At 76.5% G+C, this 21,558-nt stretch carries 22 protein-coding genes; 9 read left to right on the top strand and 13 right to left on the bottom strand.

Annotated elements, in window-relative coordinates; all coding sequences use genetic code 11:
- Positions 1-359 precede the first annotated feature (359 nt).
- Both cls and ACRYR9_RS15760 read right to left on the bottom strand, forming a co-directional pair.
- Positions 360-1,838, bottom strand: coding sequence for a cardiolipin synthase (gene cls / locus ACRYR9_RS15765; protein ID WP_432492488.1), 1,479 nt, complete (start codon positions 1,836-1,838; stop codon positions 360-362).
- Between the two features lie 6 nt (positions 1,839-1,844).
- Complete coding sequence (locus ACRYR9_RS15760) at positions 1,845-2,492, bottom strand: VOC family protein (RefSeq protein ID WP_432492486.1); 648 nt, start codon at positions 2,490-2,492, stop codon at positions 1,845-1,847.
- A gap of 97 nt (positions 2,493-2,589) precedes the next feature.
- Between ACRYR9_RS15760 and ACRYR9_RS15755 the strand changes: the two genes are divergently transcribed.
- The 5 genes from ACRYR9_RS15755 (at position 2,590) to ACRYR9_RS15735 (ending at position 7,543) form a co-directional block, all read left to right on the top strand.
- Positions 2,590-4,746, top strand: coding sequence for a RecQ family ATP-dependent DNA helicase (locus ACRYR9_RS15755; RefSeq protein ID WP_432492484.1), 2,157 nt, complete (start codon positions 2,590-2,592; stop codon positions 4,744-4,746).
- Positions 4,747-4,805: 59 nt separating this feature from the next.
- Positions 4,806-5,177: a VOC family protein gene (locus tag ACRYR9_RS15750; RefSeq protein WP_432492502.1), complete on the top strand. Its 372-nt coding sequence runs from the start codon at positions 4,806-4,808 to the stop codon at positions 5,175-5,177.
- 70 nt (positions 5,178-5,247) lie between these two features.
- Positions 5,248-6,198: a PfkB family carbohydrate kinase gene (locus tag ACRYR9_RS15745; protein ID WP_432492482.1), complete on the top strand. Its 951-nt coding sequence runs from the start codon at positions 5,248-5,250 to the stop codon at positions 6,196-6,198.
- 80 nt (positions 6,199-6,278) lie between these two features.
- Complete coding sequence (locus ACRYR9_RS15740) at positions 6,279-6,602, top strand: ArsR/SmtB family transcription factor (RefSeq protein WP_432492480.1); 324 nt, start codon at positions 6,279-6,281, stop codon at positions 6,600-6,602.
- Positions 6,599-7,543 (top strand): cation diffusion facilitator family transporter, encoded by a 945-nt coding sequence (locus tag ACRYR9_RS15735; protein WP_432492478.1) that lies wholly within the window; start codon positions 6,599-6,601, stop codon positions 7,541-7,543. Before ACRYR9_RS15740 ends, ACRYR9_RS15735 begins: the two co-directional genes overlap by 4 nt.
- A 22-nt stretch (positions 7,544-7,565) precedes the next feature.
- Here the strand turns inward: ACRYR9_RS15735 and ACRYR9_RS15730 are convergent, their stop codons facing one another.
- A complete protein-coding gene (locus ACRYR9_RS15730) occupies positions 7,566-8,474 on the bottom strand; it encodes a TIGR03620 family F420-dependent LLM class oxidoreductase (RefSeq protein WP_432492476.1) in 909 nt (302 codons plus the stop codon).
- A gap of 121 nt (positions 8,475-8,595) precedes the next feature.
- On the opposite strand from ACRYR9_RS15730, the gene ACRYR9_RS15725 reads away from it, so the two are divergent.
- Complete coding sequence (locus ACRYR9_RS15725) at positions 8,596-9,045, top strand: DUF3817 domain-containing protein (RefSeq protein ID WP_432492474.1); 450 nt, start codon at positions 8,596-8,598, stop codon at positions 9,043-9,045.
- Here ACRYR9_RS15725 and ACRYR9_RS15720 read toward each other — a convergent pair.
- From ACRYR9_RS15720 to ACRYR9_RS15705, 4 genes are all read right to left on the bottom strand, one after another.
- The gene (locus ACRYR9_RS15720) at positions 8,990-10,309 is read right to left on the bottom strand and encodes a reverse transcriptase family protein (protein WP_432492472.1); all 1,320 of its coding nucleotides are present in this window, start codon (positions 10,307-10,309) and stop codon (positions 8,990-8,992) included. The genes ACRYR9_RS15725 and ACRYR9_RS15720 overlap by 56 nt on opposite strands.
- A gap of 260 nt (positions 10,310-10,569) precedes the next feature.
- Positions 10,570-11,631, bottom strand: a complete 1,062-nt coding sequence (locus ACRYR9_RS15715) for an NAD(P)/FAD-dependent oxidoreductase (protein WP_432492500.1) — start codon at positions 11,629-11,631, stop codon at positions 10,570-10,572.
- Between the two features lie 97 nt (positions 11,632-11,728).
- Positions 11,729-12,313, bottom strand: coding sequence for an NYN domain-containing protein (locus tag ACRYR9_RS15710; protein WP_432492470.1), 585 nt, complete (start codon positions 12,311-12,313; stop codon positions 11,729-11,731).
- Between the two features lie 9 nt (positions 12,314-12,322).
- Complete coding sequence (locus ACRYR9_RS15705) at positions 12,323-13,288, bottom strand: helix-turn-helix transcriptional regulator (RefSeq protein ID WP_432492468.1); 966 nt, start codon at positions 13,286-13,288, stop codon at positions 12,323-12,325.
- Positions 13,289-13,354: 66 nt separating this feature from the next.
- Between ACRYR9_RS15705 and ACRYR9_RS15700 the strand changes: the two genes are divergently transcribed.
- Together ACRYR9_RS15700 and ACRYR9_RS15695 are read left to right on the top strand one after the other, a co-directional pair.
- A complete protein-coding gene (locus ACRYR9_RS15700; RefSeq protein WP_432492466.1) occupies positions 13,355-13,879 on the top strand; it encodes a DinB family protein in 525 nt (174 codons plus the stop codon).
- Positions 13,880-13,916: 37 nt separating this feature from the next.
- Positions 13,917-14,486, top strand: a complete 570-nt coding sequence (locus ACRYR9_RS15695; RefSeq protein WP_432492464.1) for a hypothetical protein — start codon at positions 13,917-13,919, stop codon at positions 14,484-14,486.
- A 99-nt stretch (positions 14,487-14,585) separates the two neighbouring features.
- On the opposite strand, the gene ACRYR9_RS15690 is transcribed toward ACRYR9_RS15695, so the two are convergent.
- Genes ACRYR9_RS15690 through ACRYR9_RS15680 form a run of 3 tightly spaced genes read right to left on the bottom strand, consistent with a single transcriptional unit; the run spans position 14,586 to position 17,295 of the window.
- Entirely contained in the window at positions 14,586-15,200 is a 615-nt protein-coding gene (locus ACRYR9_RS15690) for a hypothetical protein (protein ID WP_432492462.1), read from the bottom strand.
- Between the two features lie 11 nt (positions 15,201-15,211).
- On the bottom strand, positions 15,212-16,057 hold the full coding sequence (locus ACRYR9_RS15685) for an NAD-dependent protein deacetylase (protein ID WP_432492460.1): 846 nt from the start codon (positions 16,055-16,057) through the stop codon (positions 15,212-15,214).
- Positions 16,054-17,295 carry an MFS transporter gene (locus tag ACRYR9_RS15680; RefSeq protein WP_432492458.1) on the bottom strand — a complete coding sequence of 414 codons (1,242 nt, stop codon included), beginning with the start codon at positions 17,293-17,295 and terminating at the stop codon, positions 16,054-16,056. The genes ACRYR9_RS15685 and ACRYR9_RS15680 overlap by 4 nt, the downstream gene beginning before the upstream one ends.
- 73 nt (positions 17,296-17,368) lie before the next feature.
- On the opposite strand from ACRYR9_RS15680, the gene ACRYR9_RS15675 reads away from it, so the two are divergent.
- Positions 17,369-18,283, top strand: coding sequence for a LysR family transcriptional regulator (locus ACRYR9_RS15675; RefSeq protein ID WP_432492456.1), 915 nt, complete (start codon positions 17,369-17,371; stop codon positions 18,281-18,283).
- A 43-nt stretch (positions 18,284-18,326) separates the two neighbouring features.
- Here ACRYR9_RS15675 and ACRYR9_RS15670 read toward each other — a convergent pair whose 3' ends face one another.
- From ACRYR9_RS15670 to ACRYR9_RS15660, 3 genes are all read right to left on the bottom strand, one after another.
- Positions 18,327-19,790 (bottom strand): hypothetical protein, encoded by a 1,464-nt coding sequence (locus ACRYR9_RS15670; RefSeq protein ID WP_432492454.1) that lies wholly within the window; start codon positions 19,788-19,790, stop codon positions 18,327-18,329.
- A gap of 206 nt (positions 19,791-19,996) precedes the next feature.
- Positions 19,997-20,740, bottom strand: a complete 744-nt coding sequence (locus tag ACRYR9_RS15665; RefSeq protein WP_432492452.1) for an SDR family oxidoreductase — start codon at positions 20,738-20,740, stop codon at positions 19,997-19,999.
- Between the two features lie 26 nt (positions 20,741-20,766).
- Positions 20,767-21,423 (bottom strand): DNA-3-methyladenine glycosylase family protein, encoded by a 657-nt coding sequence (locus ACRYR9_RS15660; protein WP_432540200.1) that lies wholly within the window; start codon positions 21,421-21,423, stop codon positions 20,767-20,769.
- Positions 21,424-21,558 lie beyond the last annotated feature (135 nt).

The following is a 21,558-nucleotide window of genomic DNA, read 5'->3' as shown; positions in this document are numbered from 1 at the left end:
TTGATTGATTTGGCATCAACACTTGGCACACTGTTGAGTTCTCAAGAACCGGACGCACCAGAACCAGCCACCCCCTACGGAAGCGGCCCAGTCACTGCGCTTGTCGGTGTCACCACCCTACCCCAGCAGCAGTGGCCCTAAACCCACCGCCCACCAGGACAGGCAACTCCTCCTACATCGACCACGTGCCGGGGACACTGAAGCACCCGGAACAAGATCTTCTAGAGGAGGAGACACTCACCAGCGGAAACCGGCCGGTTGCCCGTCCGTTGCTCCCCGCTGCGCGGTGTGTCCACTACGTTAACCACGCCCCTCCAGCAGGTCAAATCCCCGCCAGGCCGACCGGACGCGCCCGCTGATCACTGCAGGGCCGATGTCAGCCGGGCCAGGTTCTCCTTGATCACGTGCCGCCGGCCGCGGGCCATCCACTGCTCCAGCGTCAGCTCCGTGCAGCGCTCCCGGTAGCCGTCCTCGACGCGGCGCAGGTCCGCGACGAAGGCCCGCCCGCACACCATGAGCGTCAGCTCCAGGTCGAGCAGGAAGGAGCGCATGTCCATGTTGGAGGAGCCGATCACCGCCACCTCCTCGTCGACGGTCATGTGCTTCGCGTGCAGGACGTACGGCGCCGGGTACCGGTGGATGCGCACACCGGCGCGCAGCAGGTCCTCGTAGTAGGAGCACTCGGCGTAGTGCACGAGGGCCTGGTCCCCGTGCTCGGAGACGAAGAGCTCCACGTCCACCCCACGCTCGGCGGCGGTGGTGATCGCGTTGAGCATCGACTCGTCGGGCACGAAGTAGGGGCTCGTGATGGAGATGCGGCGCTGCGCCGAGTAGAGCAGCGCGTTGAAGAGCTTGAGGTTGTTCTCCCCCTCGAAGCCGGGACCGCTGGGGACCACCTGGCACTCCAGCGTGCCGGGCGACTTGTCCGGGGAGACGACGGGCCGCTCCGTCTCCAGCAGCTCGTCGGTCTCCGAGTACCAGTCCGTGGTGAAGATCGCGTCGACGCCGGAGACGACCGGTCCCTCCAAGCGCACCATGAGGTCCTGCCACTGCAGGCCCCTGCGGATGTTGCCCCGCTTGTTGTAGCTGCGGTCCAGGACGTTCTGCGACCCCACCCACGCCACGTCGCCGTCCACGACCAGGAGCTTGCGGTGGTTGCGCAGGTCCGGCCGCTGGTACTTCAGCTTGTGCAGCTGCACCGGCAGCATCGGGTGCCACTCGATGCCCGCGTCCTCCAGGAAGCGCGTGGTGCGGCGGTAGCCGGGGTAGCGGATGGCGCCGAGGTGGTCGAGGAGCACGCGCACGCGCACGCCCCGCCGCGCTGCCCGGCGCAGGGCCTCGAAGAACGGGGCGCTCGTCGGGTCCAGGGTCATGATGTAGAACTCGACGTGCACGGAGCGGGTGGCGGTGTCGATGGAACGGGCCATCGCGCGGATGGCCTCCTCGTACTGCCCGAACAGCTCGGCGCTGTTGCCACCGACCAGCGGCATGGAACCCAGGTTGCGGTTCAGCTCGACGATGCCCGCCAGCCACGGTGGCCACGGGTGCTCCGCACGGACGAGGTCCATGCCGCTCGTGGAGTCCAGGATGAGCTGGTTGATCTCGCGCTGCTTGCGCCGCCGCGCCCGGGGCAGCTTCGGGTTGCCGATCAGGAGGAAGGCGAGGACGCCCAGGTAGGGGATGAAGAAGATCGCCAGGAGCCACGCGAGCGCCGAGCTGGGCCGCCGGTTGACCGGCACGACGGCGATCGCGGTGAGCCGGACGACCAGGTCCACGACGAGCAGCGCGACGGCGGAGGCCGTCAGGGACGGCGCCCAGCCGGACAGCGAGTCGAGCACCGCGGCTCAGACCTGCACGACGCCGCGGGACGTCTCGAACGTCACCGCGCGCAGCCCGGGCTGGCCCTCGGAGTCCGCGTCGAGCCAGGTGAAGCCGACCTCCTCGGGGACGAAGCCGCTGGGCAGCCCCATCCAGCTGCGCACGCGGGAGGGGTCCCCGGCGATCGTCAAACCCGCCAGGCGCGTCCCGCCCGCCAGGGCGATCGCGGAGGGGTGCTGCGTGCGCGGCCCGTCCCACTCGATGAGCAGCGGCAGCTGGGGGTCCTCGCGCAGGCCGGGGGCGCCGATCTGGCGCCAGCGCAGCTCCACCCCGTCGGGCCGGCGCCGCACGCCCTCCTCCGCCGCCTCCCCCAGGCGCCGCTCGTGGGCCGCGAGGTCCTCCACGGTGACGGCCCAGGTGAACCACCCCCCGCCGGCCTCGGAGCGGCTGCGCACGGCCTGGCCGAAGACGGCCTTCTCGGCGACCGGGTGGTCCAGGACCTCGACCACCTCGACGTAGACGCCCTCCGACAGCGGCAGGACCGCGTTGCGGGTGCCGAAGCGCGGGTGCGGACCGCCGTCGACGACGCGCACGCCGAGCAGGGAGGCCAGGCGCCGGGCGGTCCCCTGCAGGCCTTCGGGACCGGCGGCGTAGCCGACGTGGTCGACGCGCATGTCCACAGCCTCTCAGGCTCCCCGGCGGCGCGTGGCGCAGGTCCCGCCCGGCCCTCGCCGCCGCCGCGTGTCGGAGGGGGCTGGCAGCATCCTGCCCGTGCCAGCCCCAGCCGCGTCCCACGCCGTCCCCGACACCGCCGCACCCGCGGGCGCGCTGCGCGCGGAGGCGGAGGAGGTCCTGCGCCGCCTCGTCGGCGACCCCGCCGCGCAGCTGCGCGAGGACCAGTGGACGGCGATCGAGGCGCTCGTCGCCGACCGCCGCCGGGCGCTGGTGGTGCAGCGCACCGGCTGGGGCAAGTCGGCGGTGTACTTCGTGGCGACCGCGCTGCTGCGGGCCCGCGGGGCGGGACCGACCGTGATCGTCTCCCCGCTCCTCGCCCTGATGCGCAACCAGATCGCCGCCGCCGAGCGGGCCGGCGTGCGGGCGGTCACGGTGAACTCCACCAACGGCGAGGAGTGGGGCCGCGTCTACGAGGACGTGCGCGCCGGTGCCGTCGACGTCCTGCTGGTCTCCCCCGAGCGGCTGAACAACCCCGGCTTCCGCGACGAGGTGCTGCCGCCGCTGGCCGCCACCACCGGGCTGCTCGTCGTGGACGAGGCGCACTGCGTCTCGGACTGGGGCCACGACTTCCGGCCCGACTACCGGCGCATCCGCACGCTGCTGGCGGACCTGCCCGCCGGGATCCCCGTCCTGGCGACCACGGCCACCGCCAACGAGCGCGTCACCGCCGACGTCGCCGAGCAGCTGTCGGTGACGGGCACCCGCACGCTGGAGGACGTCCTCGTCCTGCGCGGGTCGCTGGACCGGGAGTCGCTGCGGCTGGCGGTGCTGCGCCTGCCCGACCACGCGCACCGCCTGGCGTGGCTGGTGCAGCACCTGCCGCAGCTGCCCGGCTCGGGCATCGTCTACGTGCTCACCGTCTCCGCGGCCGCCGACGTCGCCGCCCACCTGCGCGCCCACGGCGTGGAGGCGGTCGCCTACACCGGGCAGACCGACCCGGCGGAGCGGCTGCAGGCCGAGGACGACCTCGTGCACGACCGGATCAAGGTCCTCGTGGCCACCAGCGCGCTGGGCATGGGCTTCGACAAGCCCGATCTGGGCTTCGTCGTGCACCTGGGAGCCCCGTCCTCGCCCATCGCCTACTACCAGCAGGTCGGCCGCGCCGGGCGCGGCATCGACAGCGCCGAGGTGGTCCTGCTCCCCGGTGCGGAGGACCGCGACGTGTGGCGGTACTTCGCCTCGATCGGCTTCCCGGGTGAGGAGGACGTGCGCCGGGCGCTGGACGCGCTCGCCGAGGCCGGCGGGACCGTGTCCACCCAGGCGCTGGAAGCGCGCGTGGCGCTGCGCCGCAACCGCCTGGAGATGATGCTCAAGGTCCTCGACGTGGACGGCGCCGTGCGCCGCGTGCGGGGGGGCTGGGAGTCGACCGGCCGGCCGTGGAGCTACGACGCCGAGCGCTACGAGCGCGTCGCGCAGGCCCGCGAGGTGGAGCAGCGGGCGATGCTCGACTACCAGGCCACCGACGGGTGCCGGCTGGAGTTCCTGCGCCGCGCCCTGGACGACCCGCAGGCCGCGCCGTGCGGGCGCTGCGACAACTGCGGCGGGTTCGACGTCCCCCGCGACGTCGACGAGGCCGCCGTCCGGCAGGCGGGGACGGACCTGACCCGGCCCGGTGTGCCGCTGGAGCCCAAGAAGCAGTGGCCCAGCGGCATGGCCGCCCTCGGCGTGCCGCTGTCGGGGAAGATCGCCCCCGCGGAGCGGCCCGGCGAGGGGCGGGCGGTGGCGCGCACCACCGACCTGGGGTGGGGCGGTGCGGTGCGCGAGCTGTTCGCCGCCTCCTCGCCGGACCAGGAGACCCCGGTGCCGCTGCGCCGTGCGGCGACCGCCGTCCTGGACGACTGGGCGCGCGAGCTGGGGCTGGACGGGGTCGTGGCGATGTGCTCGGCGTCGCGGCCGCGCCTGGTGGCGCACCTGGCCGAGGGCCTGGCCCGCTACACGGGGTTGCCCCTGCTCGCCACGTTCGAGCTGCACCCGGAGGCCGGCCCCACCCGCAGCGACGTGAACTCCGCGCACCGGCTGGCGCAGGTCACCGGCCGGTTCCGGCTGCCGGCGGACGCGGCCCTCGAGGGGCGCACCGTGCTGCTGGTCGACGACCGCACCCGCACGGGCTGGACGCTGACCGTCGCCGCCCGTGACCTGCGCCGCGCCGGCGCGGCGCAGGTGCACCCCTTCGTGCTGGCCGAGGGGGAGTGAGCGTGCCCGGGGACGCGGTGCCGACGGGCGCGGCCGGGCGCCCACCCGTGCGGCTGGGCATGGTGGTCCTCGACACACCGGAACCGCGCGCGCTGGCGGCCTTCTACGCCGAGCTGCTGGGGTGGCGGCTGGACCCCGACGACACCTCCGACGACTGGGTCACCGTGCGCGGCGACGGCGGCACGGCGCTGGGGTTCCAGCGGGCGGAGGGGATGCCGCGCCCCACGTGGCCGGCCGGCGGGGTGCACCAGCAGCTGCACCTCGACCTGGACGTCGACGACTACGCCGAACCGGAGGCGCGCGCCCTGGCGCTGGGCGCCACCGTGCTGGACGCCGGCCGCGACCACCTCGGGTTCCGCGTGTACGCGGACCCCAGCGGTCACCCGTTCTGCCTGTGCCGGCAGGCACCGCGCGAGGACGGCACCGGCTGACCCCGCTCGCCCGGGCGGGTGGCGCCGACCACGGCGTGCGGACGGCGACGGGCGCTGCGACGCTGCGGCGGTGACCCCGCAGCGTGCCACCACCGGGATCGTCGAGGGCGTCGTGGTCGTCGTGGGCCAGGTGGCGCGCGACCTCGTGCTCGCCGTGGACGAGGTGCCCGGTGCGGGAGCCTCCACCGCGGTGCGCGAGCGCCGGGAGTCGCTCGGCGGGAAGGGCGCCAACCAGGCGGTGGCCGTCGCGCAGCTGGGCATGAGCGCCGCCGTGGTGGGCGTCGTCGGTGACGACGCCGCCGGCGAGGAGGTGCTGGCGCAGGCCCGCCGCGACGGGCTCGACGTCCGGGCGGTCACCCGCCGCGAGGGAGCCGCCACGGCGCTGCTCGTCGACGTCGTCGCCGGCGGGGAACGCCGGTTGCTGGAGCACGTGCCCACCGAGGTGCTGCTGACCGCGGCCGACGTGCAGGCCGCCTCCAGCCTGCTGCGGCGCGCCGCCGCGGTCCTCGTGCAGCTGCAGCAACCTGCCGAAGCGGTCTCGGCGGCGCTGCGGATCGCCCGCGACGCCGGCAGGTTCGTCGTCGCCGACGGGGCGGTGCGGGAGCCGGGGCTGCGGGAGGAGGTGCTCTCCACCGCGACCGTGCTGCGCGCCGATGGGCGGGAGGCCGAGCTGCTGCTGGGCCGTGCGCTGGACGGGGTGGACGCGGTGCTCGAGGCGGCGCACGAACTGGTCGGGCGCGGACCGAGGCTGGTCGTCCTGGAGGCGGGCGCGGCGGGCAACGCGGTCGCCTGGCAGGGCGGCGGGGAGCTGGTACCGCTGACCGACGTGGACGTCGTGGACCCCACCGGCGGCGGGGACTCCTTCACCGCGGCGCTGGCGGTGGCGCTGCTGCGCGGGGAGGAGGTCGAGCGGGCGGCCCGGTGGGCCACGGCCGCCGCCGGTTCGACGGTGCAGCGGCTCGGGGGTCGGCCCGCGCTGTCCCCGCGGGAGCTGGACGAGTCGGCGGACCGGCTGGGCTGAGCGGGGCGCAGCACCGGGCCGGCGCGGGCACGGAGGTGGCCACCCCCCATCTGTACATCGGAGCGTGTACCTTCTGAAGGGTGACCAGCACTCCCGGTGACGTCCTGGCCCGCTTCGGCCACGCGCTGTCCGACCCGACGCGAGCGCGGCTGCTGCTGGCGCTGCGCGAGGGCCCCGGTTACCCGGCGGAGCTCGCGCAGGCCCTGGGGGTGTCCCGGCAGAGCCTGTCCAACCACCTGGCGTGCCTGCGCGGCTGCGGGCTGGTCGTCACCGAGCCCGAGGGGCGCCGGGTCCGCTACGAGCTCGCCGACGCCCGGCTGCGGCACGCCCTCGACGACCTCGTCGGCATCGTGCTCGCCGTCGAGGACCCGCTGTGCAGCGGCACCGGCGGGGTGGCGCCGTGAGCCCGGCGCACAGCCACGGCCACGGCCACGGGCACGGCCACGGGCACGGGCACGGGGAGGACCGCCGGCGGCTGGCCGGCGCCCTGGCCATCACCAGCGCGGTCCTGGTGACCGGGGCCGTCGGCGCCTGGGTGTCCGGCAGCCTGGCCCTGCTCGCCGACGCCGGGCACGTCCTCACCGACGTCGCCGGCCTCGTCATCGCCCTCATCGCCGCGAGCCTGGCCGCCCGCCCCGCCACGCCGCGGCGGACGTGGGGCTACCGGCGCGCCGAGGTCCTGGCGGCGACGCTGCAGGCCGCGGCCCTGCTCGCGGTCGGTGCGTACGTCCTGATCGAGGGCGTGCGGCGGCTGGTGGAGCCGCCGCAGCTGTCCTCCGGCGCGATGCTCGTCTTCGGCGCGCTCGGCCTGCTGGGCAACCTCGCCGCGCTGGCCCTGCTGCTGCGCGGCAGCAGCGCCGGGAACGTCAACGTGCGCGCGGCCGTCCTGGAGGTCGTCAACGACGCCCTGGGCTCGGTGGCCGTCCTCGTCGCCGCCGCGGTCGTCGCCCTCACCGGGTGGACGCGCGCCGACGCGGTGGTCTCCATCCTCATCGGCGTGCTCATCGTGCCGCGCACGCTGAAGCTGCTGCGCGAGACCACCGGTGTGCTGCTGGAGTCCGCGCCCCCCGGCCTGGACCTGGACGACGTGCGCCGGCACCTGCTGGAACTGCCGCACGTGCAGGCGGTGCACGACCTGCACGCCAGTCAGATCACCTCCGGGCTGCCGGTGCTGTCCGCGCACGTCGTGCTCGACGACACCTGCTTCCACGACGGGCACGCCCCGGAGATCCTGGACCAGCTGCAGGCCTGCGTCGCCGAGCACTTCCCCGTGGCCGTCGAGCACGCGACGTTCCAGCTGGAACCCGCCGGGCACGGCGGCCACGAGACCGCCACCCACGACTGAGCGCGGGTGGCGGCCAGGCCGGTCAGCCGATGAGCGCCTGCGCCAGCTCCCGCCACTGCGGCAGGGGGAAGTCGTCGCCGGAGGCGGTGAGCACCTGCACGGCGACCTCGTCCGCGCCCGCGTCCACGTGCCGGGCGATGCCCGCCACCACCGTCGCGGTGCCACCCCACGGGATCAGCTCGTCGATCAGGCGGTCGCTGCCGCCGTCGGCGAAGTCCTCGTCGCCGTAGCCGAAGCGGCGCAGGTTGTTCGTGTAGTTCGGCAGCGCCAGGTACCCGGTGGCGTAGCGGCGGGCGATCGCGCGCGCCGCGTCCGGGTCCTCCTCGAGGACGACCGCGACCTCGGGCGCCAGCAGCACCCCGGCGCCGAGGACCTCGCGCGCGTACGTGGTGTGCGCGGGGGTCGTGAAGTACGGGTGCGCGCCCAGGGAGCGCTCGCCGGCCAGGCGCAGCATCCGCGGACCCAGCGCGGCCAGCGCGCGCCGTTCGCGCGGCACCGCACCGGACGCGTCCAGGGCGTCGAGGTGCTCGACCGTGCGCGAGTAGGGCTTGGAGTAGTCCTCGCCGGAGCGCTCCACGATCGCGGCGTGGCTGTTGCCCAGGCCCAGCAGGAACCGGCCGGGGTGGCGGCGTTCCAGCTCGGCGAACCCCTCCCCCGTCTGCTCGGGGGTGGCGGCGTACACGCTGACGATCCCGCTGGCCACGCCGATCTCCTCGGTGGCGTCCAGCAGCTCGCCGAACACCGGGTGCAGGCCGGGGCCGAAACCGCCCGAGAGCCAGATGCGGGAGTACCCGAACGCCTCGACCTCGCGGGCGGCCTCGCGGGCCTCCTCGCGCCGGGCGGGGTCGGCCCACGGGGCTCCGCCCCACAGGCCGATGCGGGCCCGGGCGGCGGGCGTGGTGCTGTCGGGGGTCAGGGGCGCGTCCGTCACGCCCGCAGGCTAGGCAGGCCCCCGGTGGACCGCACCCCGGTCCAGTCCCCTCGGTGATCGAGGAAGTCGCAACTTCCTCGATCACCGAGTGGGCGGCTGGGTGGGTGGGGCGGGGCGGGGCGTGACCGATGCCACGCCCGGGGGCGGCACCGGCGTCTCCTACGGGGCGTCAGACTTGGAGCAGCCCACGTCCGAGCCCCTGGAGGACCCCGTGCCCGCCGCCGCCCGCTGGTTCCGCGTCATCGCGTTCGTCGAGGCGGTCTCGTGGACGCTGCTCCTGGTCGCCATGTTCCTCAAGTACGTCGTCGAGACGGAGACCCCCCACGAGGGCGGGGTGCCGATCGCCGGCCCGATCCACGGTGCCGCCTTCGTCGTCTACCTGCTCTCCGCCGTCTGGGCGGCGCGGACGATGAAGTGGCGGCTCGGCACGGTCGCTCTGGCGCTGGCCGCCTCGATCCCCCCGCTCTTCACGATCGTGTTCGAGCGCTGGGCGCACCGCACCGGCCGCCTCGGCGTCACCACGCGATCGCGTCGAACGACGCCCGCAGCCGGCGCCCCTTCGCGGGGCTGACCGCCTCCACCCAGCCGACGCGACCGGCCAGGTGCGCGCGCAGGTCCGCCCCGCCGGGCGCGTCCACCGACGCCGGTCCGTGGACCGCGCAGCGGTGCAGCACCGCCTTGAGCCGGTCGAACTCCCCGCGCACCGGGTTCGGCCGCTCGTTGACGACGACTCCGGTGACGAGCTGGCGCTGTCCGCGCCCGCGCACCGTCGTCTTGGCCGGGTTCAGCGCGAACCCCTCGTCCGCCGCGAGCGCGCCCACGCACCGCACCAGCCGGTCGGCGCCGGCCGCCAGGCCCGGGCCGCCGCTGAAGGTGACGTCGTCGGCGTAGCGGGTCACGCGGGCGCCGAGCGCGTCCGCCAGGCCGGCCAGGCGGCGGTCCAGCGAGCGCGTGCACAGGTTCGCCAGCGCCGGGGAGGTCGGCGCCCCCTGCGGCAGGTGGGCCGTGGACAGCGCCTGCCGCAGCGCGAAGCGCTCCTGGCCGTCCCCGCCCGGCGGCATCCGGCGCAGGTCGCGCAGCGGGGTGGCGTGCGTGGTCAGCCCGGTCAGCAGGTGCGCCACCGCCTCCGGGTACCCCAGCGAGCGGAACGCGCGGTAGACGCGGGGGGCGTCCACCGAGGCGAAGAACGCCGACAGGTCCACGCGCACGACGACGTCGGCGCCGCAGTGCTCGCGTGCGCCGGTGACCGCCGAGCGGCCCGGCACGAACCCGTGCGCCACCGCCGGGGCGGGCACCGCGTCCAGGACCTCGCGCAGCAGGGTCCGCTGCAGCGCCCGCAGGCGCGGCTTGGGCGCCTCCAGCAGCCGCGGCGCACCGCGCTTGGCGACCCACGCCGCCCGGTAGTGGTGCAGGGCAGTGCCGTGCGCGCGGCGCTGCCAGCCGCGCACGTCCGCGAACCACTCCAGCTCCCCCGGCGCGATCCCCAGCAGCGCGGCGAGGTCGGCGGCGCCGTGCAGGGGCGGCACGGGCCAGCGGACCGGGCCCATCCGCGCCGGCACGGCCGCCAGGTGGTGCACCCGCAGCGGGCGGCCGCGACGGTGCGCGGCCGCGAGCGCGGCGGTCAGCTCCGGGTGCGCCGCCAGGTGGGCGGTCAGCGCGCGGGGCGCGTCGTGCGGGGGGCGGGGGTGCGCGGCGACGACGTCGGCGGCCAGGCGCTGCAGCCACGCGGCGCGGCGCAGGTCCAGGGCCCGCCGGCCGGCGGCGGCCAGGGCAGCGGCTTCCCACGGGGCGTCGAGGAAGGCCGCCGCCAGCGCCGCGGCGACCGCGCCGCTCACCGGCGGCCCGCCCGCCGGGTGCCGGGACGCGAGATCGCGGGCCGTGGGGTGTGCGGTGGTGCCGGGCGACCCGTCCCGTCGTGCGGGGACGCTGCTGCGCGCAGCGCAGCGAGGTCCCTGCGGCGCCCTGCCGTGGTCGTCGTGCTGTCCCCGGGGGAACCCCGGAGCGGCGTCGCCGGCGTGCCGGCTCGGCCCTCTCGCCCGATGCACCACCGCACGCCCCGACCGTAGGCGCCGCCGGCGACACGGGGGAAGAGCGCTCAGAGCCCGTGGGCCCGCGCACCGCGCACGAGCGCACCCACCCGCGCCTCGGAGCGCGGTGCGAACACCTCGGCGGGACCCGCGGTGGCGCGGGCGCGGCGGGCGGCGACAGCACGGTCCGCGTCCTCGGCGGCGAGCTCGGCGTTCAGGGCCGCACCGGCCATCGTGCCCGCCGCGGCGGAGGAGCCGACCTGGGCCGTCGGGTCGGCGACGTTGCCCGCGACGCGCAGGCCGGGCACGTCCGTGGCCCCGGCGGGCCCGGCCGGCAGGGCGGTGCCGATCACGGCCCCCATCGCCTCCACCGGCACCGGCGCCAGGCCCAGTCCGGTGAGGAACCCCTCGCGCACGAGGGGGCGGGAGGCCACGGCGAGCGCCCGGGCGGGCACGACGTGGCCGTCGGCCAGGCGGACACCGGTGAGCGCACCGCCCTCCACCCGCACACCGGTGGCCGGCCCCTCGACGACGGCGATCCCGCGTGCGGCGAACCGCTCCCACTGCTCCTCGGACGGCTCGACGCCGTGCAGGACGACGGTGACGTCGTCGCTGAGCTGGCGCCACAGCAGCACCTGGTGGAAGGACACCGGGCTGGTCGCCAGCACGGCGATCGGCTGCTCGCGCACCTCCCAGCCGTGGCAGTACGGGCAGTGCAGGACGTCGCGGCCCCACCGCTCGCGCAGGCCCGGCACGTCCGGCAGCTCGTCGGTGACACCGGTGGTCACCAGCAGCGCCCGCGAGCGCAGGACGCGGCCGTCGGCGAGGACCACCTCGAAGCGCTCGGTGCCACCCTCGTCCAGCCGGCGCGCGGTGACGACCTCGCCGTCGAGGACCTCGCCGCCGTAGCCGGCGAGCTCACGCCGGCCGATCGCCAGCAGCTCGCGCGGCGCGACGCCGTCGCGGCTGAGGTAGTTGTGCGCCCCCTGCGCGGGCGCGTTGCGCGGTTCGCCCGCGTCCACCACGACCACCCGCCGGCGCGAGCGCGCCAGCGCCACCGCACCGCTCAGGCCGGCGGGACCGCCGCCGACCACCACCACGTCCAGACCGTCCCGGACTCCCTGCTGCACCACGTTCTCGTCCACTCGGACCACCTCCGCCGGGAACGTTCGCCCCGGGGTGGCCGCGGGGTCGAGCGTTCGTGCCGGAACGGCAAGCGGGCGGGTTTCAGAGGTAGCGCAGCGGGTCGAAGTCGGCCAGGGAGATGATCCGCACCCGCGGCAGGACGACGTTGAAGGCGCGGACGTCGTCCTCGAGGTCGTAGACCTTCAGCCCGCGCTCGGACAGGGCGGCGTACTGGTTGTTGACGAACTCGCGGAACGCGAACAGGCCCACGCGACGGGTGCCGTCCAGCAGCGCGTCGACCTGCGGCAGGAAGTCGCCGTCGTGGCTGGCCAGGAGGACGTCGCCCTCGCGGCCGGCCAGCGCCTCCAGGGTGCGCTGGATGCCGATGTCGACGACCTTCTCGCCCGGGCCGCCGGACAGCGGGATCGGCTGGTAGCCCAGCGCCAGCAGGGCCTGCACGAACGACATCGGCAGGTACCCGGAGGAGGCGTTGAGGAAGAACAGGCCCTTCGCGGGCTGCTGGTGGGTGGTGCGGGCGAAGTCCAGCAGGCGCTCCCAGCGGGGGCGCTGCTCGGGGGCGGGGCGCCCCTCGAGGATCGACGCCCCCAGGGTGGCGTCGATGTTCTCCCCGTCGACCACGACGTAGGTGGTGGTCGGGGACCCGCTGGCGGCCGTCGCGCTCGTCACGCCCCGAGGCTAGCGCCCGGCGGGTGCGGACCCGCCGGGAAGCCGGGCACCCCAGGCCGCGAGGTGCTCGCGCAGCTCCGGGGGGTCCAGGACCTCGAAGGGCGCCCCGGTGCGCAGCAGCGCGAACGCCGCCCAGTCCAGCGACCCCGTCGCCACCCGCAGCTCGCAGCGGTCCGGGCCGGCCTCCTCGACGCGCCCCCACCGCCCGACGGCGCGGCGGACCGCGGCGGCCGGGGCGTCGACGAGGGCGCGCACCTCGTGGTGGGGCGAGGCGCTGCTGAAGCGGCGGCGCACGAACTCCGCCGCGTCCCCGCCGGGGACCTCGCGCGGGGCGAACGCGCGCCCGGTGGTCCGCACGTCGCGCACCCGGTCCAGGCGGAAGACCCGCCAGTCGCAGCGGTCCACGTCGTGCGCCAGCAGGTACCAGTGCGGGTCCGTGCGCACGAGCCGGTGCGGGTCGGCGCAGCGCTGCACCGGCTCCCCGGACGCCCCGGTGTGCTCGAACGCCACGCGCTCGCGGGCCCGGCACGCCTGTGCCAGTGCCGTGAGGACGCCCGGGTCCACGCCCGCGACCGCCTCGCCCCAGCGCGCCGGCACGGTCGCCTCCCCCAGCGCGTCGGCGCGGCGGCGCAACCGGGCCGGCAGCACGGCGGTGACCTTCGCCAGCGCCCGCACCGACGCCTCCGCGGTGCCGGCCACGGCGCTGTCCGCAGCCGCCTGCAGGCCCACCACGAGGGCGACGGCCTCGTCGTCGTCCAGGACCAGCGGCGGCAGGCTCGCCCCCGGCAGCAGCCGGTACCCGCCCGCGCCACCGCGGTGCGCCTGCACGGGGTAGCCCAGCTCGCGCAGGCGGTCCACGTCGCGGCGCAGCGTGCGCAGCGACACCTCCAGCCGGGCCGCCAGCTCCGCGCCGGCGACGAGGCGGTGCGACTGCAGCAGGGACAGCAGTTGCAGGGTGCGCGCGCTGGTGGACACCGGGCCTCCGGGAACTCGTCGGGGAAGCGGTCAGGAACTGGCACCTTCTCCCGCGAGTGTGGAGGCATGACCACGACGACGAACACCCCCACCACCGCCCCGACCCGCGAGGTCGAGGACCTGCTGAGCACCCTGGCGCTGCACCGCGGGTTCCTGCGGTTCACCGTCCAGGGCCTGACCGACGAGCAGGCCGCTCGCCGCACCACCGTCAGCGAGCTGTGCCTGGGCGGGCTGGTCAAGCACGTCGCGCTGATGGAGGCGAGCTGGACCGCGTTCATCACCGAGGGCCCGCGCGCCGTCGCCGGCGACGACGGGGACTCCTGGGCGGACGGGTTCAGGCTGTCCCCCGGCGAGCGCCTGGCCGACGTCCTGGAGCGCTACGACGCGGTGGCGCGCCGCACCGAGGAGGTCGTGCGGGCCCTGCCCGACCTGGACGCGGACCGGGAGCTGCCGCCGGCGCCGTGGTTCGAGCCGGGTGCGCGCTGGTCGGCGCGGCGCGTGCTGCTGCACCTGATCGCCGAGACGGCCCAGCACGCCGGGCACGCCGACGTGCTGCGCGAGGCGCTGGACGGGCAGAAGACGATGGGGTGAGCGCGTCGGCGGGCCCCGCACCGGGTACCTGACGGGCATGAGCGGGAAGTCGGCGGAGGACTACGGCGAGGACTACACCGAACCCGAGCTGCGCGAGCGGCTCAAGGAGGAGATCAAGGCCGGCGACAAGGGCGGGGACGCCGGGCGGTGGAGCGCGCGCAAGAGCCAGCTGCTCAAGCGCGAGTACGAGGCGCACGGCGGCGGGTACCGCCACCCCGGCGAGCGCAGCGAGTCGCAGCAGCACCTGCAGGAGTGGACGGAGCAGGACTGGCGCACCGCCGACGGCTCCGCCGACGCCCGCACCGGCGACGACACGAAGCGCTACCTGCCGGACGCCGCGTGGGAACTGCTCAGCGAGGAGGAGAGGCGGGCCACCGACGAGCGCAAGCGCGGCGGGCGGGAGCAGCACGTGGTGAACACCGACGCGGCGAAGCACGCCCGCGCGGCCGCCGAGCTGATCGACCTCACCGCCGCCGAGGCGGCGCAGCGGGTGCGGGGCATGGACGACGCCGACGCGCTGGACCGCGCCGAGAAGGACGAGCGGGACCTCGGCAAGGGGCGCAAGACGGTGCTGGAGGCGATCGGCAGGCGCCGCGAGCGGCTGTGACCCCCGCCCCACCCGCGGTGATCCCGCACGGTTGAGAGTTCAATCGTGCGGGATCACCGCGGGTGGGAGGGAGTCGCCGAGGGTGTGGGCAGCGGCCGGTCAGCGGGGGGCGTCGCGGGGGCGCAGGCCCACCGCGCGCAGCTGCAGGTCCGCCAGGGCCCGCAGCGCGGCGGGGTCCTCGCGCGCCCAGGCGCCCGCCGGGTCCGGGTGCGCGTCCAGCAGCTCGGCGGACGAGCGGGTGTGCAGGGCGCGCAGGGCCAGCAGCCGCTCACCGCCCGCGGTGGCCGCCAGCCGCCGGGCCTCGCCGGCGCGGCGGCGCCAGCGCAGCCTGGGCACCAGGTGCAGCAGGGTGACCAGCACGATGGGCACCGCCGCGGTCGCCGTGCCGAGCACCGCGGCCAGCTGCGTCACGGCGTCCACCTGCTCCTGCCCCGCGGCGGCCAGCGAGGCGGCGCCGTCGGCGGCGCGCCGCAGGGGCCCGGTCAGCTCGTCCCCCACGAGCGGCACGTCGGCGGCGTTCTCCCCCGCGCCGTCGAGCTGGCGCGAGAGGTCCCGCGCGCCGGTGGTGAAACCGCGCGCCGGGTCCGCCAGCGCGGCCACGGCCCCGGCCACGGCGCGGCCGAGCAGCACCGAAGCCGCGACGCACACCAGCCACAGCGCGTCGGCGATCACCTGCCGGGCGCGCACCGCGGGCAGGTCCGCGTACCAGCGCACGGGCCCCGCCCTCAGCGCACGGGAGTCAGCTCGGCGGCCAGCGCCGGCAGCACCTCGCCGAGGGGGGCGTCCACGCGCACGTCCGCCCTGGCGTCGCCGCGGGTGGGGCCGGAGTTCACGATCGCCACCGGGGTGCCGCGCTTCGCGGCGTGCAGCACGAACCGGTAACCCGACATGACCTTCAGGGAGGAACCCAGCACCAGCAGGGCGCGGGCGGAGTCCACCAGGGCGAAGGAGGCCTCGACCCGATCGCGCGGCACCGTCTCGCCGAAGAACACCACGTCGGCCTTGAGGGCGTCCGCGCCGCAGCGCCGGCACGGGACGGTGCGGAAACCCTCCAGCTGCTCGTCGGTGAGGTCGGCGTCGCCGTCGGGGTTCAGCGCGCGGAACTCGTGCACGCGCTCGTCGAAACCCGGGTTGGCCTCGCGCAGCCGCACCGCGAGCTCCGCGCGGCCGGTGACCTCGGAGCACCGCAGGCACACCACGCGGTCCAGGTTGCCGTGGATCTCCACGACGTTCCGGCTGCCGGCGGCCAGGTCCAGGCCGTCGACGTTCTGCGTGATGGTGCCCTCGACCAGGCCGGCCGCCTCCAGGGCGGCCACGGCCCGGTGCCCGGCGTTGGGCCGCGCGCGGCGGAAGTGCTCCCAGCCGACGTGGCTGCGGCCCCAGTAGCGCCGCCGCCCCTCGGCGGAGGAGGTGAACTCCTGGTACGTCATGGGGGTGTGCCGCCGCAGCGAGCCGTTGGGGCCGCGGTAGTCGGGGATGCCGGAGTCGGTCGACATCCCCGCGCCGGCCAGGACCGCGACGCCACCGCCCGCCACGAGGTCCCGCAGCCGCCGCACCTCGTGCTCGCTCACGCGCCCATGCTGCCCGCCGCGCGCTCCCCGCGCAGGACGAGGGCGGCCGCCGTCGCGGCCGCGGCGGCCAGGACCACGACGCCCACCACCACGCCCGTCCACCCGCCGGTGCCCAGGACCAGACCGCCCAGCCAGCCGAGCAGGCTGGAACCGGCGTAGTAGCCGAACGTGTAGAGCGCCGAGGCCTGCGCCCGCACCCCCGCACCGGCGCGGGCCCCCACCCACCCGCTGGCCACGGCGTGCGCGGCGAAGAACCCCGCCGTCAGCAGCACCAGGCCGGCGGCGACCGGCACCAGGGAGTCCGCCAGCGTCAGCAGGCAGCCGGCGGCGAACACGCCGGTGGCGCCCAGCAGCACCGGCAGCCGCCCGTGCGCGGTCAGGCGACCGGCCAGCGCGGAGGAGGCGGTGCCCGCCAGGTAGACGACGAACAGCAGGCCCACGACGGTCTGCGACAGCGAGAACGGCGGCGCCAGCAGGCGGAAGCCGAGGTAGTTGTAGACGGTCACGAAACCGCCCATGAGCAGCAGGCCCTGCGCGTACAGCACGAGCAGGCCGGGGTCGGCGAGCGCCGCGCGCAACCGCCGCACCAGCCCCGGGCCCGCGGCGGTGCGCCGGCGCGGTGCGAAACCGCGCGCCGCGGGCACCACCGCGCAGAACACGGCGGTGGCCAGCGCGCCGAGGACGGCGACGGCGAGCACGCCCCAGCGCCACCCGGCCAGGTCGGCCACCAGGGCCGAGGCCACCCGCCCGGACAGCCCTCCCAGGGAGGTGCCGGCGACGTAGGCGGCGGCGGCGCGGGCCACCTGTCCGGCGGCGAGCTCCTCGGCGAGGTACGCCATCGCCACCGCCGGCAGCCCGCCCAGGGCCGCCCCCTGCAGCGCGCGCAGGACCAGCAGGGCGCCCAGCCCGGACGACCACGGCACCGCCAGGCCCAGCGCGGTGGCGGTCACGACGGAGGCGACCATGACCGGCACCCGCCCGGCGCGGTCGGCCAGGCTGCTCCAGCCCACGACGGACAGCGCCAGCGCGCCGGTGGCCACCGACACCGACAGCGCGGCGTGCGCGGCGCTCACCCGCAGCCCGCCCGCCAGCGCCGGCAGCACCGCCTGCACGGAGTACAGCTGGGCGAAGGTGGCGACACCGGCGGCGAACAGGGCCACCACGACGCGGCGGTGCCCGGGGCTGCCGGGTTCGTGCCCCGTGCCCGGGAGGGTCGCCGGGTCGCTGTCCACGCTCACCCGGACGACGGTAGGAACCGCCCTCCCATGCGTCCAATGCATGGGAACCGGCCAAATCATGCACCATGGTGGGGTGGAGGACGTCGAGGAGGCGGTGCAGGCGCTGACGGGCCCGCTGCGGGTGCTGGCGACGGTCGCCGAGCACGGGCACGTCACCCGTGCGGCGCAGGAGCTGCGGCTGGGCCAGCCCACCGTCAGCCGGGCCCTGGCCCGCGCGCAGCGCGCCGTGGGCGTGCCGCTGCTGGTGCCGCACGGGCGCGGGGTGCGGCTGACCGCCGCCGGGCGGGTGCTCGCCGAGGCGGCGCACCGCGCGCTGGGCGAGGTGGAGCGCGCGGTGCGCGCCGTGCGCGCCGACGACTCCCCCGACACCGGCCGCGTCGCGCTGGGCTTCCTGCACACCCTGGGCGCGGCGGCCGTGCCGGCGCTGGTGCGGGCCTTCCACGAGCAGCACCCCGCCGCCCGCTTCCAGCTCACCCAGGGAGCCGCCGGGTCGCTGCTGGCGCAGCTGGCCGCCGGGGACGTCGACCTCGCGCTGACCTCCCCGCTGCCCACCGGGCCGGGCTGGCGCACCCGCGCGCTGCTGGAGCAGCCCCTCGTGCTGGCCCTGCCCGCCGAGCACCCGCTGGCCGGGCGCGACCGGTTGGCGCTCGGCGACGTCGCCGGCGAGGAGTTCGTGCTGTTCGAGCACGGCTACGGGCTGCGCGAGACCGCCGACGCGATGTTCGCCGAGGCGGGCGTGGTGCCGCGGGTCGCCTTCGAGGGGCAGGACGCCGACACCGTGCGCGGCCTGGTCGCCGCCGGGCTGGGCGTGGCGCTGCTGCCCGCGCCCGGCAGCCCGCGCCCCGGCGTCGTCGAGCGGCCCCTGGCCGGGCCGTCCACGTCGCGCACCGTGGGGCTGGTGTGGCGCGACGAGGAGCTGCCGCGGGCGGCGGCGGCGTTCCGGGACGTCGTGCTGGCGCGTCCGGAGCTGCTGCGCGGGCCGGGCTGACCGGGAGTTCCCCAGCCCGCCCGCCGCAGGTCGTGGACGGCGCTCAGGCGGTCCTGGTGTAGGTCCCGCAGCCGTCCAGCGTCATCAGGTGGTCGCCGGGCTCGACGGTGAAGGACTCCATGTCGTGCCCCTGGCCGGTCACGGACTCGTACCGGTGGGTGGCGTCGCTGAACGCCTCCCCCCGGCACGACCCGTCGGAGGGGGCGTCGCCGTTGGAGGTGTAGGTGCCGGGGGCGATGTCGATGCCCACCAACCAGTCCCCGTCCCCGATGGTGTTCTCGAGGTCCGGGGTGGTGTCGGCCGGCACCCAGCCGCCGCAGTCCTCGGAACTCGCGAAGACGACGTCCGTCGCCTCGACCTCGACCACGTGTTGCCCCTTGTGCAACCCGTTGACGGTGTGGTCCTGCATCCGGGCGTCCGAGAACTTCTGCCAGTAGCAGCCGATGTCCCCCTCGGAGGCCGTGCTCACGTAGGTGCCGGGGGCGATGGTGCGCCCCACCAGGTTGTCCCCGGTCAGGACCACCCCGTCGGCGGGGGCGGGCTGCATCGTGAGGGGTTGCGGGACCTTGGTCCACTCCCCGCAGCCGTAGGTGGAGAACACCTCGTCCGTGGGCTGGAGGTCGACCACCGCGGCGGCCACACCGGTCTGGATGCCGGTGTACTCGTCCTCCTGGGTGGTGGTGGAGCTGGTCATCCAGGCGCACTCCCCGGTGGGGCCGGTGGCCTGCCACAGACCCGGTTCCACCTCCACCCCGACGAGGTGCTGCCCCGGGCCGATGGACTGCACCGGGGAGGTCTTCGTGGTGTCCACCGGGGACCAGTCCCCGCACCCGCTGGAGCGCAGCCCGTAGTCGGTGGCCAGCACCTCCACCACGGCGGGGCCGTCGATGGCGGCGGCGCTGGAGAGTTCGAGGTCGCTGTCGGGGAAGGCGGGGTCCGCGGGGGCGGCGGACAGGCGGGACCAGGAGCACAGGCCGTACTCACCCGGGGGGGCGGTGTGGACCCCGGGCTGGATGTCCTCGCCCACCACCAGGACCACCGCCCCGCTGCTGCTGCCCGACGCTGCGCCGGCGTCGTCGCCAGGGGTGACGGGCTGGGCGCGAGAGGGCGCGGTGCTGTTGAACCCGTCCCGGAACCCGTCCCGGAAGGCGTCCGTGACCTGCGGCCCCACGGCCACCCAGACGGCGGTGGAGACGAGAGCGCCCAGCGTCCCGACACCGGACAGGACGACCGCGGCGATGGACATCCCCTTCCGGCCCAGCCGCCCGGCGCGGCGCAGCGCGACGACGGACACCGCCACCCCCGCGGCACCGAGGAGCAACCCCAGGAAGGGCAGCCAGTTCAGCAGGAAGGCGGCGAGGCCGAGGCACAGCGCCACGACGGCCAGCGCGTTGGCGGGGCCGGCGGAGGTGGTGCCGTACCCGGCCGGGTGGGGGGTGGTGCTGCGCCGGTGGGGGTTCTGGTCCCCGTCCTTGCGCAGGTCGATCGGGGGGTGCTGGTCGCTCATGCCTCGTCCGGGTCAAGGGGTCTGCTCCGTCGCCGGAGCATCGCGCGGCGCCGGCGCGGACGGGGCGCTCAGCGACCGCTCAGCACCCGCACGGACCAACCCGGCACCCCGGACGGACCAACCCCGCGCTGCGCCGAACGGGTCGGGGGGTGAGCGCCCTGGCCGCGGGGCTGCGCCCTGACGCCCGCGGCTCGAGAGGCTGCGCCCTAGCGACCGCCGCTGACGTCCAGCGTCGTGCCGGTGACGTACGAGGCGGCGTCCGACAGCAGCCACACCACGGCCTCGGCGACCTCGGAGGCCTCCCCGCCGCGCCCCATCGGCACGCTGCGCTGCAACCGCTCCACCCGGCCCGGGTCGCCGGCGGAGGCGTGGATGCCGGTGCGGATCAGCCCTGGGCGCACCCCGACCACGCGGATGCCCTGCTCGGCGACCTCGCGGGCCAGGCCCACGGTCAGCGCGTCCACGGCGGCCTTGGACGCGGCGTAGTCGACGTACTCGCCGGCGCTGCCGAGCACCGCGGCGCGGGAGGAGACGTTCACGACGGTGCCGCCGCCGTTCCGGGCCATGCGCGTCACGGCCTCGCGCGCGCACACGAACGCGCCCACCACGTTGACCTCCAGCAGGCGGCGCACGCGGGCGGCGTCGATGTCCACGACCCGCGCCGCGGGGGCGTTGACGCCCGCGTTGTTCACCAGGCCGGTGACGGGACCGAGCTGCTCGGCCTCGGCGAACAGGTGCCGCACGTCCGCCTCGGAGGACACGTCGGCCCGCACCGCCTTGACGGGGGTGCCGAGGTCGGCGGCCTGCTCGACGACGAACTCGGCCGCCTCGCGGCGCGTGGCGTAGCTGAAGCAGGTCGGCACCCCCCGCGCGGCGAGCGCCTGCACGACGGCGGCGCCGATGCCCCGGCTGCCACCGGTCACGACCACGGTCCCCTGCGCTGCTGGCACGCTCCGCACCGTACCGATCCCCCCACTCACCGTGACCCACCGGGATCGGTGAAGACCTGCGCCGTCCACAGGTGCAGCAGCGCGTACCCGCGCCACGGCCGCCACGCCCCCGCCGTCTCCAGGGCCGCCGCCGCCGGCACGCCGCCCAGCGCCCGGCGCAGCACGAGGTCCCCCGGCAGGAACGCGTCGTCCTCGTCCAGCACGCGCAGCGCCACGAGGTCCGCCGTCCACGGCCCGATGCCCGGCACCGCCAGCAACCGCGCCCGCGCCGCCTCGCCCCGGCCCGCCTCCCGCTCCGCGTCCAGGTCCAGCCCACCGGCCAGCAGCCGCGCCAGCGCGTGCAGGGTGCGCGAGCGCGCCCCCGTCAGCCCCGTCGCCGCCCGCAGCGCCTCCGGCCCGGCGGCGGCCAGCACCGCCGGCTCCGGGAAGGCGGTCGGCCCACCCGCCGCGGGGTCCCCGAACGCGGCCACCAGCCGGCCCGCGAACGTGCGGGCCGCGGCGAGCGAGACCTGCTGACCCAGCACCGTCAGCAGGGCCGTCTCCGCGCCGCACACGGAGCGGGGCACCCGCAGCCCGGGGCGGGCCGCCACCAGCGGCGCCAGGCGCGCGTCGGTGCGCAGGTGCTCCTCGGCGGCGGCGACGTCGCCGTCCAGGTCCAGCCAGCGGCGCACCACCACCGCCACCTCGCCCAGCACCGGGGGGGGCGCCGGCCCCCCCCCCACCCCCCCCCCCCGCCCCGCCCCCACCCCGACCCCCCCCCCGCCCCCGCCCGCGCTCCGCGGGACCAGCCCCTCGAGCGTGCGGGGGGGGCGGTGGTG

The organism is Kineococcus auxinigenes, assembly GCF_050871525.1.
In the GTDB taxonomy this organism is placed as follows: Bacteria; Actinomycetota; Actinomycetes; order Actinomycetales; family Kineococcaceae; genus Kineococcus.
The sequence above is the reverse complement of the archived record's forward strand: the minus strand, read 5'-3'. Positions and strand labels throughout refer to the sequence as shown.